The sequence below is a fragment of the Streptomyces rubiginosohelvolus genome, from assembly GCF_014649875.1.
Lineage (GTDB): Bacteria > Actinomycetota > Actinomycetes > Streptomycetales > Streptomycetaceae > Streptomyces > Streptomyces rubiginosohelvolus.
The window spans coordinates 297,710-310,689 of the sequence record NZ_BMTW01000004.1 but is presented as its reverse complement, the minus strand read 5'-3'; the positions used below and the strand labels follow the sequence as shown (position 1 = coordinate 310,689).

Below are 12,980 nucleotides of genomic sequence, written 5' to 3'. Positions count from 1 at the left end.
GGGGCGCGCTCGTAGAGGGCCCGGCGGCTCAGTGCTTGATGACCGTCGCCGCCGTGTGCTCCTTGATCTGTTCGGGCGTCAGATACACGTCCGTGTACTCGAAGTCCCGCAGCGTCGCCGGCTTGCGGGACTGGAACCCGGTCCGTACGAAGTCGTCACCGGCGACCGCGTTCAGCATCCAGTTCGTCATGACCCGGGTCTTCGCCACGTTCGTCCGCAGCGCCGACCAGTGGTAGCCCCGGGCCACCGCCTGCGCGGGCAGCCCGCGCAGCTCGATGCCCAGCGGCTTGGACACGGCGTCCTTGCCGCCGAGGTCCACGACGAGCCCCAGGTCCTTGTGGACGTAGTCCTTGAGCGGCTCGTGGCGCACCGAGGCGATCAGGTTGTCCGCCAGCACCCGGCCCTGGCGCATCGCGTGCTGTGCGGTGGGCGGGCAGACCGCCCCGTCGCCCTTCGCCAGGTCGGGCACCGCGGCCGCGTCGCCGAGCGAGAACACCCCGTCCGCGCCCGGCAGTTGCATCTGCGGGGTCACGGCGAGCCGGCCGCGTACCGTCTCCGCGCCGAGCGTGGCCACCAGCGGACTCGCGGCCACCCCGGCGGTCCAGATCAGCGTCCGGCAGGGCAGCACCCGGCCGTCGGTGAACGTGACCTCCTCCGGCCCCGCCTTGGCGATCGAGACCCCGAGCGACACCTCGATGTTCCGCTTGCGGAGCACCTCCAGCGCGGCCAGGCCGAGCTTGTCGCCGAGCTCCGGCATCAGCTTGGGCGCGATGTCGATCAGATGCCACTTGATCAGGCGCGGGTCCAGCCGCGGATAGTGCTTCACCGCGTTGGTGGTCAGACGCTGGAGGCAGGCAGCCGTCTCCGTGCCGGCGTACCCGCCGCCGACCACGACGAACTGGAGCCGGGAGGCCCGCTCGGCCTCGTCGTGACTGGCGTCCGCCAGGTCCAGCTGGGCGATGACGTGGTCGCGGACGTACGCGGCCTCGGCGAGCGTCTTCATCCCCCGGGCGTTGTCCAGCAGCCCGGGGATGTCGAACGTCCGGGTGACGCTGCCCGCCGCCAGCACGAGGTAGTCGTACGGCTCGTTCACGATCTCGTCCGTGATCTTCCGGATCACGCAGACCTTCGCCTGCGTGTCCACGCCGATCGCGCCGCCCGGCACGATCCTGGTCCGGTGGCGTCGGCTGCGGCGCAGCGACACCGCCACGGACTGCGGCGTGAGCACCCCGGAGGCGACCTGGGGGAGCAGCGGCAGATAGAGCTGGTAGGAGAAAGGTGTGACGAGCGTGATCTGGGCCTCGCCCGGAGCGAGCCTGCGCTCCAGACGGCGTACGCACTCGACGCCTGCGAAGCCGGCGCCGACGACGAGAATCCTGGGTGGTGCCACGGTCTGCGTCCCTTCTCGGGCTTGCGTGGTTCTGCGCTCGCCTGCCCCGTTTACCGGGTGATTCACCCCTCATCCTCACCGGATGCTCCGGCATCCGCCTCCTGGCAGGGGTGAAACGGGCCCGATCAGAGGGGCGGGGCGGCCGACAGCTCCCGCAGCCAGTAGGCGCCCTCGGCATCCCCGCACACGCCCGGACCACCCGGCGGTACGGGGAACATCCGCCCCCACGAGGCGGCCCGGCCCAGCGCCGCCAGCCGCCACGCCAGGCTCACCGCACGGCGCAGCCCCGCCGTCGTGACACCCCCGCCGGTCCACGGCTCCAGATACGCGTCCCGCAGCCGGGGCAGCACCTCGGGGCCACAGCGTTCACGGGCCGCCCGCGCGGGCACCAGCAGACTGCAGAACGGATGCCCGACCAAGGCGTCGCCCCAGTCGAAGAAGGCGTACCGCCCGGCCACGGGTGCGAACAACTGCTTCTCGTGCAGATCGGCGTGGTCCAACGAGTCCGCCACCCCCGACGACGCCAGCTCCTCGCACCAGTCGGCCACCCGGGGCCGCAGCGCCTCCAGCGCCACCCGGTCCTCCCGGGTCAGCGCGGCGTTCCCCGCGACCAGCCGGTCGAACAGCGCGGGCAGATCGCGCGGCCGGGCCGCCGGAACCCCCAGCGCCTCGATCGCCTCGGCGTACGGGGCCAGCTCCCGCTGCATCGCGGCGTACTGGCGCAGCGGCTCCTCCCAGTACCCGGGGTCGGGGTCGCCGGGCCGTCCGTCGAGGACCTCCGACAGCACCGGACCGCCGTCCGGGGTCAGCGTCCAGCCCCGTGCCGCATCGACGGCGAGCGGAGGCAGCACCTGGGCCGGGACCCAGCGGGCCAGCGCCTCGGTGAGCCCCGCCTCGAAGGCCGCGGCGGGCGGAACGGCCTTGAACCAGACGGGCGCGGTCCCGGCGACGGTCAGCCGCACCAGCACCGACCAGGGACGCAGCCGCACCGCCCGGGGGCCCGTCTCCACCAGCCCGTGAGCGGCTAGGCCCTCGGCCACCCAGGCGAGGGCCTCCGCGCGCCAGGCCGGGTCCTCCCAGGGCGTCACGGCGTCCGGGAAACGCCCCCGGTCCACGGTCGTGGTCGTGTCGGTCATGGTCGCGTCGGTTCCGGCCAGGGCGGTCGTGGTCACGGCGGTCGTGGTCGCGTCGGGCCCGGGCTTCTCGTCTCTGCGCACCTGATCATGGGATCACCGACCCCGGCGCGGGTGCACCGCAATTTCCGGGAACACCCGTTCCCGTCCTGCCCGGATCGATTGTCCTTGCCCCTCCGGCCCCTGGAACGGCGGGAGTTCGGCCGCCCGCCCCGTGCGAGGATGCTGCGGTGACCACCTCGTCCTCCTCGCCCGCGGCCGACGGCTCTCCCGTGTCTTCCGTGGACGACGCCCCGCCCCGCGACCAGGGGCTGAGCTCCCGGGCCGCGGCGGTCCTCGTCTTCGGGTCCTCGGCCGCCGTCCTCGTGGTCGAGATCGTCGCCCTGCGGCTGCTGGCCCCGTACCTCGGCCTCACCCTGGAGACCAGCACGATGGTGATCGGCATCGCGCTGACCGCCATCGCCCTGGGCTCCTGGCTGGGCGGGCGCATCGCCGACCAGGTCGATCCGCACCGGCTCATCGCCCCCGCGCTCGGGGTGTCGGGCGTGGTCGTCGCGCTCACCCCGCTCCTGCTCCGTACCACCGCCGAGTGGTCTCCCGCGCTGCTCCTGCTGGTCGCGTCGGCGACCCTCCTCGTGCCGGGCGCGCTGCTCGCCGCGGTGACCCCGTTCGTGACGAAGCTGCGGCTCACCAGCCTCGCTGAAACCGGGACGGTCGTCGGGCGGCTGTCGGGCGTCGGCACCTTCGGAGCCATCGTCGGCACCGTGCTCACCGGATTCGTCCTGGTCACGCGGCTGCCCGTCAGCTCCATCCTGATCGGCCTCGGCACGCTGCTGGTGCTCGGGGCCGCCCTCGCCGGCTGGCAGGCCCGGCGCTGGCGGCGCGCCACGGCCGTGGCCCTCGCCACCGTCGTCGCGGGCACCCTCGCCACCGGGTTCGCCCCCGGCGGCTGCGACGCGGAGACCCGCTACCACTGCGCCCGAGTCGTCACGGACCCCGACCGGGACAGCGGCCGCACGCTCGTCCTGGACGGCCTGCGCCACTCCTACGTCGACGTGGAGGACCCGGCGTACCTGAAGTTCGCGTACGTACGCGCCTTCGCCTCCGTGGCCGACACCGCCTTCCCCGAGGGCGAGCCGCTGACCGCCCACCACATCGGGGGCGGCGGCCTCACCTTCCCCCGCTACCTCGCGGCCGCCCGACCCGGGACCCGCAGCCTCGTCTCCGAGATCGACCCCGGGGTCGTCCGCATCGACCGCGACCGGCTCGGCCTGGGCACTGCGGCCGCGACCGGCATCGACGTACGGGTGGAAGACGGGCGGCTCGGTCTGCGGCGGCTGGAGGAGGGCAGCCACGACCTGGTCGTCGGCGACGCCTTCGGAGGCGTCAGCGCGCCCTGGCACCTCACGACGTCCCAGGCGATCGAGGACGTACGCCGGGCGCTCGACGCGGACGGTCTGTACGTCACCAACCTCATCGACCACGGCCGGCTCGCCTTCGCCCGTGCCGAGGTCGCCACCCTCGCCGCGACCTTCCCTCATGTCGCGCTGCTCGGGAAGCCCGCGGACATCGGCCTGGACCCCACGGCATCGAGCATCGGCGGCAATATGGTGGTCGTCGCCTCCGCCCGGCCGCTCGACGCCCCCGCCATCCAGGAAGCCATGGACGCCCGGGACGTCGGCTGGAGGATCGCCACCGGCGACACCCTCACCGCCTGGGCGGGGAACGCCCGGGTGCTCACCGACGACCACGCGCCCGTCGACCAGCTCCTCCAGCCCCACCCCGTCCGAACGGCCCGGTGACGCCGAGGACGGCTCGGTGACGCCCGAACGGTCCGTGGTATCCGGACGCCTCGGTGACGCCGAACGGCCCGGCGATCCCAGGCTGTTCGGGCGGGGTCACCGGGCCGTTCGGACGCGCTGCCTCACCCGTGCCAGGACCGCCACAGCGACGCGTACGCGCCGCCCGCCGCCACCAGCTCGTCATGGCTGCCCAGTTCGCTGATCCGGCCGTCCTCCACGACCGCGATCACATCCGCGTCGTGCGCGGTGTGCAGCCGGTGCGCGATCGCCACCACCGTACGGCCCTCCAGCACCCGGGCCAGGGAACGCTCCAGATGGCGGGCGGCCCGCGGGTCGAGCAGTGAGGTCGCCTCGTCCAGCACCAGCGTGTGCGGATCGGCGAGCACCAGCCGGGCCAGCGCGATCTGCTGCGCCTGCGCCGGGGTCAGCGCGAACCCGCCCGAACCGACCTCGGTGTCCAGCCCCTTCTCCAGCGCCTTCGCCCAGCCGTCCGCGTCGACCGCGGCCAGCGACGCCCACAGCTCCGCGTCCTTCGCCCCCTCGCGGGCGAGGCGCAGATTGTCCCGGAGCGAACCGACGAAGACATGGTGCTCCTGGTTGACCAGGGCCACATGCTCACGGACCCGCTCCGCCGTCATCCGCGACAACTCGGCCCCGCCGAGCGTCACCTCACCGGTGCGGGGCGCGTAGATCCCCGCCAGCAGCCGGCCCAGCGTCGACTTGCCCGCGCCGGACGGGCCGACCAGGGCGAGCCGGGTGCCCGGAGCCACGTCGAGCGACACCTTGTGCAGGACGTCGACGCCCTCCCGGTACCCGAAACGGACCTCGTCCGCCCGTACGTGTCGGCCGTCGGGGCCGACCTCGGCGTCGCCCGCGTCCGGCTCGATGTCCCGGACACCGACCAGCCGCGCCAGCGACACCTGGGCGACCTGGAGCTCGTCGTACCAGCGCAGGATCAGACCGATCGGGTCGACCATCATCTGGGCCAGCAGCGCCCCCGTCGTCAGCTGCCCGACCGTCAGCCAGCCCTCCAGCACGAACCAGCCGCCGAGCAGCAGGACCGCGCCGAGGATCGTCACGTACGTCGCGTTGATGACGGGGAAGAGCACCGAGCGCAGGAACAACGTGTACCGCTCCCACGCGGTCCATTCCTCGATCCGCCGGTCCGACAGCGCCACCCGGCGGCCGCCGAGGCGGTGCGCCTCCACGGTCCGCCCCGCGTCCACGGTCTCCGCGAGCATCGCGGCGACGGCCGCGTAACCGGCGGCCTCCGAGCGGTACGCGGAAGGGGCGCGGCGGAAGTACCAGCGGCAGCCCACGATCAGCACCGGCAGCGCGATCAGCACGGCCAGCGCCAGCGGGGGAGCGGTCACCGTCAGCGCGCCGAGCAGCAGCCCGGCCCACACGACGCCGATCGCCAACTGCGGCACGGCCTCGCGCATCGCGTTCGCCAGCCGGTCGATGTCCGTGGTGATCCGGGACAGCAGATCACCCGTCCCGGCCCGCTCCAGCACACCGGGCGGCAGCCCGACGGACCGGACGAGGAAGTCCTCGCGCAGATCCGCGAGCATCTCCTCGCCCAGCATCGCGCCGCGCAGCCGCATGGAGCGGGTGAACACGACCTGGACGACCAGCGCCACCGCGAAGATCGCGGCCGTACGCTCCAGATGCAGGTCGGTGACCCCGTCCGAGAGGTCCTCGACCAGACCGCCCAGCAGATACGGTCCGGTGATCGAGGCGATCACCGCCACCGCGTTGACCGCGATCAGGACGGTGAACGCCCTGCGGTGCCGGCGCAGCAGACTCCGTACGTAACTCCGTACGGTCGTCGGTGTGCCCACGGGCAGCGTCGTCGCCGACTCCGGGGCCGCGGGGTCGTACGCCGGGGGTGCGACGCCGATCATGCCCTCTCCTCGATTTCCTCGATGCTCTTCATGGCGGGGACGTCGTCGCTCTTCGGGGCGGGGACGTCGCCGACGCCGTTCACCGCGTTCGCGGCGGCGGCCTCGTCGTCGGTCTCGCGGGTGACGACCGCCCGGTAGCGCGATTCGGTGCGCAGCAGGTCGCGGTGGTTCCCCACGGCGACGACCGTGCCCTCGTGGACGAGGACCACCCGGTCGGCGGCGTCGAGCAGCAGCGGCGACGAGGCGAACGCCACCGTCGTACGCCCCTGGCGCAGCTTCGCGATCCCGGCGGCGACCCGTGCCTCGGTGTGCGAGTCGACCGCGGAGGTCGGCTCGTCCAGCACCAGCGCCTCCGGGTCGGTGACCAGGGACCGGGCCAGCGCGAGGCGCTGGCGCTGGCCGCCGGACAGGGACCGGCCGCGCTCGGTGATCCGGGTCCGCATCGGGTCCCCGTCATTGTCGGCGGACGCCTGGGCCAGCGCGCTCAGCACATCACCGCACTGGGCCGCCTCCAGCGCCGCGTCCGCGGTGACCAGGCCCGAGGACGGGACGTCCAGCAGCTCCCGGAGCGTGCCGGACAGCAGCACCGGGTCCTTGTCCTGGACCAGGACCGCCGCTCGTGCGGCGTCCAGGGGGATCTCGTCCAGGGCGACCCCGCCGAGCAGCACGGACGGGGTCGCCGCGGCAGCCTTCTCGTCCTCCTCGCCGGTCTCCGCGTGCCCGCCGAGCCGGTCGGCCAGCCGGCCCGCCTCGTCCGGGTCGCCGCAGACCACGGCGGTGAACTGCCCGCGCGGGGCCATCAGCCCGGTCGCCGGGTCGTACAGATCACCGGTGGGCGTCACCCCCTCCACCGTGGCCTCCTGCGCACTCCGGTGCAGCGACAGCACCCGCACCGCACGCTGGGCGGAGGGCCGCGAGAAGGAGTACGCCATCGCGATCTCCTCGAAGTGACGCAAGGGGAACAGCATCAGGGTGGCCGCGCTGTAGACCGTGACGAGCTGACCGACGTCGATGCGGCCGTCCCGGGCGAGCGTCGCCCCGTACCAGACCAGGGAGATCAGCAGGATCCCCGGCAGCAGCACCTGCACCGCCGAGATCAGCGCCCACATCCTGGCGCTGCGCACGGCCGCGCGGCGGACCTCCTGCGAGGCGCGGCGGTAGCGGCCGAGGAACAGCTCCTCGCCGCCGATACCGCGCAGCACCCGCAGCCCGGCGACGGTGTCTGAGGCCAGTTCGGTGGCCTTGCCCGCCTTCTCGCGCTGCTCGTCGGCGCGGCGGGTGGCGCGCGGCAGCAGCGGCAGCACGGCCAGGGCGAGCACCGGCACGGCGAGCGCCACCATCAGTCCGAGGGACGGGAGGTAGAACGCCAGGCCGACGCAGATCACCACGAGGGCGGTGGCAGCGGCGGCGAACCGGGAGAGCGCCTCGACGAACCAGCCGATCTTCTCCACATCGCCGGTCGACACGGCCACGACCTCACCGGCCGCGACCCGGCGGGTCAGCGCGGAGCCCAGCTCGGCCGTCTTGCGGGCGAGCAACTGCTGGACCCGCGCGGCGGCGGTGATCCAGTTGGTCACGGCGGTCCGGTGGAGCATGGTGTCGCCGACGGCGATCAGCACGCCGAGGGCCACGATGAGGCCGCCCGCCAGGGCGAGGCGCCCGCCGGATCGGTCGATGACGGCCTGGACGGCGAGCCCGACGGTGACCGGCAGACCGGCGATGGCCAGCTGGTGCAGCAGCCCCCAGGAGAGGGACTTCAGCTGCCCGCCGAGCTGATTGCGGCCGAGCCAGAACAGGAAGCGAGGGCCCGAACGGACATCGGGGTCGCCGGGATCCGAATACGGAAGGTCGCGAATCTGCATGACGTCCCAGGGCTCGTGAAACGGAGATCCGGACGGACCTCGAAGACAGGGTGACGTGCAAGAGTCCCTGTTCGTCCCGTTCCGGGGCAACCGGTTTTCTCCCGGTCGCCCCCGCCCCGCGGGTCCCGGGCCGAGCAGGCCCGGGACCCCGGAGACGTCACTCCGCGGGCTTCTCCGAGTCCATGCCGGACCGGGTCTTCTTCCACTCGCCCCGGGTGAAGTCCGGGATCGGCAGGGGCGCGCCCTTGGCCTTGATGGACAGATGGCTCAGCGGCACGGGGGCCGTCCAGACCGCCGCGTCGTACACGTCGAAGTCGGGCACCAGACCGAGCCGCATGCACTGCATCAGGCGGAACACCATGATGTAGTCCATCCCGCCGTGGCCGCCCGGCGGATTGGCGTGCTCCTTCCACAGCCAGTGGTCCCACTCGGCGTACTTCTTGAAGTCGTCCCACTGGTGGTTGGTGTTCGTGGGCTCCAGATAGATCCGCTCCGGGTAGTCCTCGAACACGCCCCGGGTCCCGCCGAGGCTGTTGATCCGCGAGTACGGGTGCGGCGACGACACATCGTGCTCCAGCCGGATCACCCGGCCCTTGGCGGTCTGCACGAGGCTGATCGTCCGGTCGGCCCCGATGTACGACTCCTTCCAGCTCGGGTCGCCCGGTGGCATGTGCTCCTCGCGGTACGCGGCGAGCCCCAGGGGGGTGGTGCCGAAGCTGCTGATGCTGACGACCCGGTCGCCCCGGTTGACGTCCATGTAGTTGGCGACCGGACCGAAGCCGTGGTTGGGGTAGAGGTCACCGCGCAGCCGCGTGTGCCACAGCCGCCGCCACGGACCCTCGTAGTAGTCGGGGTCGAACATCAGCTCACGCAGATCGTGGTTGTAGGCCCCCGCGCCGTGCTGCAGTTCGCCGAAGAGACCCGCGTGCGCCATCCGCAGCACCCGCATCTCGTTCTTGCCGTAACAACAGTTCTCCAGCTGCATGCAGTGCCGCCGGGTGCGCTCGGAGAGATCCACGAGCTGCCACAGCTCTTCCAGGCGCATCGCGATCGGGCACTCCACCCCGACGTGCTTGCCGTTCAGCATCGCCGTCTTCGCCATCGTGAAGTGCAGCTCCCACGGCGTCACCACGTAGACGAAGTCGATGTCCCCGCGCTTGCAGAGGTTCTCGTAGTCGTGCTCGTCCTTGGCGTAGATCGCGGGGGCGGGCTGACCGGCGGCCGTCACCTTCTTGGCGGCCTTCTCCGCCTTGTCCCGGACCGTGTCGCACACCGCCTTGACCTGGACCCCCGGGAGGGCGAGGAAGAGGTCGATCATGCTGTCGCCGCGGTTGCCGAGGCCGATGATGCCGACCCGTACCGTGGAGCGCCGCTCGAAGGGCACGCCCGCCATGGTGCGGCCCTGCCAGGGAGGGGCGGCGGCCACGGCTTCCGCGGCGGTGACGGCTTCGGGGGCACGCGCCCCGGCCGCCGACGCGGTGCCTGCGCCCAGTGCGCCGAGGCCGAGTCCGGCCCCGGCCACGCCCGCCGTGGTCCACAGCACCGAACGGCGGCTGGGATCCTGCCGGTTCACCTCGTCGGCCGCACCGCTGTGCGGGGGTATGTCCTGCGGTTCCGGTGCGGGCCGGGCGTCGTCGTTCATCGAGCCTCCAGGTGGGGTGTGGGGGTTCAGACGGTGCGCGAGCACGTCCGGTCCCGCCGTACGGATACGGGCGGCGGGACCGGGGCTCGGTAAGGACCCTGGAGGGTGAGGCTGATGGTGCGCAAGGGAAGTATTTGGACTCTTGTCCTCAAACCTTGGACTTTTCTCACGGCACGCCGAAGCCCCGACTGGTGCAACCAATCGGGGCCTTCAAACGCTCATCTGTGCAGGCCGGCGGGGGTGTTGGCGCCCGCCGTCACCGGCTCACGGGAGCGTCGGCCGGGTGGCGTGTTCCAGTTCGATCAGCGCCGAGCGGTACGGGTGCCCGGTGGCGCGTTCCATGCCGATCTCGCACATCCGGTTCGCCGACAGATAGGCGTCGTAGGGGCGGCGGTCGACCTCGGCGGCCTCCTTGGCGGTCGCCGAGTCGGTCAACTCCTTGTGGAGCATGCCCCGGTCGCCCGCGAACGCGCAGCACCCCGCGTCGTCCGGGACCACGACCTCCTGCGCACAGGCCTCGGCCAGCGCCCGCAACTGCCCCACGTCACCCAGATGTTCCATCGAGCAGGTCGGATGCAGGACCGCCGAGCCAGCCGTCCGGAACACCGTCAGATGCGGCAGCAGCTCCTCGGCCGCCCACACCAGCGAGTCCACGACGGTCAGTTCGCGGTGGAGCGCCCGGTTGTCCTCGGTGAGGTAGGGCACCACCTCCTCGGCGATGCCGAGCGTGCACGAGGAGGCGTCGACGACCAGCGGCAGCGTCCCGCCCGCCGTCCAGCCCCAGGCGGCCTCCACGATCCGGTTCGCCATGATCCTGTTGCCGGCGTCGTACCCCTTGGAGTGCCAGATCGTCGCGCAGCAGGTCCCCGTGACGTCCTCGGGGATCCACACCGGCTTTCCGGCCCGCCCGGACACGGCGACGACCGCCTCGGCCAGGGAGAGTCCCGGCCCCGCGTCGCCGCCGTCCGGCCCGGCGAAGATGCGGTTGACGCAGGCCGGGTAGTACACCGCGCTCGCCCCGACGCGTTCCGTGTCCGGCAGTTTCCGCGCCGCCGCACCGGGGATCTGCGGCAGCCACTCCGGTACGAGATCGGGGCGCACGGCCTTGCGGGCGAGCCGCGTCACGGCCTGAAGGGGGGCGTCCCCCACCCGCTCCCCGATCGTGTCGGCCGCCGCCACAGCCAGCCGCGCCGAGGCCTCCACCGCCCGGAAGTTCTTCGCGGCGAGGGCCGCGATCCGCTCCTCGCGAGGGGTGTGCCTGCGGTGCCGGAAGCCCTTCATCATCGCCCCGGTGTCGATACCGACCGGGCAGGCCAGTTTGCAGGTGGAATCCCCGGCGCAGGTGTCCACGGCGTCGTAGCCGTACGCGTCCAGCAGGCCGGCCTCCACCGGTGAGCCATCGGTCTGCCGCATCATCTCCCGGCGCAGCACGATCCGCTGGCGCGGAGTGGTCGTCAGATCCTCGCTGGGGCAGGTGGGTTCGCAGAAGCCGCACTCGATGCACGGGTCGGCGACCGCCTCCACCTTCGGAATGGTCTTCAGACCCCGCAGATGGGCCCGCGGGTCCCGGTCCAGCACGATGCGCGGGGCGAGGACCCCGGCGGGGTCGATGACCTGCTTGGTCCGCCACATCAGCTCGGTGGCGCGCGGCCCCCACTCCCGCTCCAGGAACGGCGCGATATTGCGTCCGGTGGCGTGCTCCGCCTTGAGTGACCCGTCGAACCGGTCCACCACCAGCGCGCAGAACTCCTGCATGAACGCGTCGTACCGGGCCACGTCGGCCGGCTTCGCCGCGTCGAACGCGAGCAGGAAGTGCAGATTGCCGTGTGCCGCGTGACCCGCCACGGCGGCGTCGAAGCCGTGGCGCGACTGGAGCTCCAGCAGGGCGGCGCAGGCGTCCGCCAGGAGGGCGGGCGGCACCGCGAAGTCCTCCGTGATCAGGGTGGTGCCCGAGGGCCGGGAGCCGCCGACGGCGGTGACGAACGCCTTGCGGGCCTTCCAGTACCCGGCGATCGTCCCGGCGTCCCGGGTGAACGCGTTGGTCACGGACGCGGCCGGACGAACCAGGTCCAGATCGGCGACGACGCTGTCCGCCGCCTGCTCGAAGGCCTCCTGGCCCGCCTCGTCGGCCGCCCGGAACTCCACCAGCAGCGCGGTCGTCTCCCGGGGCAGCGCCGCCCAGTCCGCCGGGACGCCCGGCACGCTGACGGAGGCGCGCAGGGTGTTGCCGTCCATCAGCTCCACGGCGATCGCCCCCGCCTCGTTGAACCGGGGCACGGCGGCCGCGGCGGCGGTGAGGGAGGGGAAGAACAGCAGGGCGCTGGAGACCCGCCGGTCGAGCGGGAGGGTGTCGAAGACGACCTCGGAGATGAAGCCGAACGTCCCCTCGGAGCCGACCATCAGCCCCCGCAGGATCCGCACCGGCGTCGCCCCGTCGAGGAAGGCGTCCAGGCGATAACCGTTGGTGTTCTTGATCGTGTACTTGGCGCGGATCCGGGCGGCCAGCTCCGCGTCCGCCTCGATCTCCGCCTTCAGCTCCATCAGCCCCGCGCACAGCTCCGGTTCCGCGTGGGCCAGCTCCTCGTCGGCGGCGGGGTCCGCGGTGTCGACGACGGTGCCGCTCGGCAGGACGAAGGTGAGCGAGGCGAGCGTCCGGTAGGAGTTGCGGGTGGTGCCCGCCGTCATGCCCGAGGCGTTGTTGGCGACGACCCCGCCGAGGGTGCAGGCGATGGCGCTGGCCGGATCGGGGCCGAGCAGCCTGCCGTACCGGGCGAGGGTGGCGTTGGCCCGCATGACGGTGGTGCCCGGCAGGATCCGGGCCCGCGCCCCGTCGTCCAGCACCTCCACACCGGTCCAGTGACGGCGTACGTCGACGAGGATGTCCTCGCCCTGGGCCTGGCCGTTGAGACTGGTGCCCGCGGCCCGGAACACGACGGAACGGCCCTTGCCATGGGCGTACGACAGGATCGCGGACACGTCGTCGAGGTCCTCGGGGACCAGCACGACCCGGGGGAGGAAGCGGTAGGGGCTGGCGTCCGAGGCGTACCGCACGAGGTCGGAGATCTTCCAGAGCACCTTGTCCGCGCCGAGCAGGGCGATCAGGTCGCTCCGCAGCGGCTCGGGGGTGCCGCCCGCACTGCGATCGGTCACCCGGTCGGGGGCGGGGTCCCTCACCGTTCCGGGGCGCAGGGCTTCCGGATCGGGCTCCAGCAGCGGCATGTCGACCTTCCCCTCGGCTCGGCGCTCA

The 12,980-nt window shown here is 72.6% G+C and carries 7 protein-coding genes; 1 reads left to right on the top strand and 6 read right to left on the bottom strand.

All coding sequences use genetic code 11. The features are described from left to right. Positions 1-28 precede the first annotated feature (28 nt). On the bottom strand, positions 29-1,390 hold the full coding sequence (locus IE134_RS13530; protein ID WP_030714030.1) for an NAD(P)/FAD-dependent oxidoreductase: 1,362 nt from the start codon (positions 1,388-1,390) through the stop codon (positions 29-31). A 125-nt stretch (positions 1,391-1,515) separates the two neighbouring features. Then, the gene (locus tag IE134_RS13525; protein WP_189430682.1) at positions 1,516-2,526 is read right to left on the bottom strand and encodes a phosphotransferase; all 1,011 of its coding nucleotides are present in this window, start codon (positions 2,524-2,526) and stop codon (positions 1,516-1,518) included. Positions 2,527-2,753: 227 nt separating this feature from the next. Here IE134_RS13525 and IE134_RS13520 point away from each other — a divergent pair, with 227 nt between their 5' ends. Continuing rightward, positions 2,754-4,325: a fused MFS/spermidine synthase gene (locus IE134_RS13520; protein ID WP_098017522.1), complete on the top strand. Its 1,572-nt coding sequence runs from the start codon at positions 2,754-2,756 to the stop codon at positions 4,323-4,325. 122 nt (positions 4,326-4,447) lie between these two features. Here IE134_RS13520 and IE134_RS13515 read toward each other — a convergent pair whose 3' ends face one another. The 4 genes from IE134_RS13515 to IE134_RS13500 all read right to left on the bottom strand — a co-directional run bounded on the left by IE134_RS13515 (position 4,448) and on the right by IE134_RS13500 (position 12,952). Continuing rightward, a complete protein-coding gene (locus IE134_RS13515; protein ID WP_030714037.1) occupies positions 4,448-6,229 on the bottom strand; it encodes an ABC transporter ATP-binding protein in 1,782 nt (593 codons plus the stop codon). Next, positions 6,226-8,091 carry an ABC transporter transmembrane domain-containing protein gene (locus IE134_RS13510; RefSeq protein WP_189430611.1) on the bottom strand — a complete coding sequence of 622 codons (1,866 nt, stop codon included), beginning with the start codon at positions 8,089-8,091 and terminating at the stop codon, positions 6,226-6,228. The genes IE134_RS13515 and IE134_RS13510 overlap by 4 nt, the downstream gene beginning before the upstream one ends. Positions 8,092-8,248: 157 nt before the next feature. Then, positions 8,249-9,733 (bottom strand): Gfo/Idh/MocA family protein, encoded by a 1,485-nt coding sequence (locus IE134_RS13505; protein WP_189430610.1) that lies wholly within the window; start codon positions 9,731-9,733, stop codon positions 8,249-8,251. Positions 9,734-9,997: 264 nt separating this feature from the next. After that, the gene (locus IE134_RS13500; protein WP_098893945.1) at positions 9,998-12,952 is read right to left on the bottom strand and encodes an FAD-binding and (Fe-S)-binding domain-containing protein; all 2,955 of its coding nucleotides are present in this window, start codon (positions 12,950-12,952) and stop codon (positions 9,998-10,000) included. Positions 12,953-12,980: the final 28 nt, after the last annotated feature.

Excerpts from the sequence above, each read along its gene's own strand:
- IE134_RS13525 (WP_189430682.1), bottom strand. The coding sequence starts at position 2,526 with ATGACCGACACGACCACGACCGTGGACCGGGGGCGTTTCCCGGACGCC.
- IE134_RS13515 (WP_030714037.1), bottom strand. The coding sequence starts at position 6,229 with ATGATCGGCGTCGCACCCCCGGCGTACGACCCCGCGGCCCCGGAGTCG.
- IE134_RS13510 (WP_189430611.1), bottom strand. The coding sequence starts at position 8,091 with ATGCAGATTCGCGACCTTCCGTATTCGGATCCCGGCGACCCCGATGTC.
- IE134_RS13505 (WP_189430610.1), bottom strand. The coding sequence starts at position 9,733 with ATGAACGACGACGCCCGGCCCGCACCGGAACCGCAGGACATACCCCCG.
- IE134_RS13500 (WP_098893945.1), bottom strand. The coding sequence starts at position 12,952 with ATGCCGCTGCTGGAGCCCGATCCGGAAGCCCTGCGCCCCGGAACGGTG.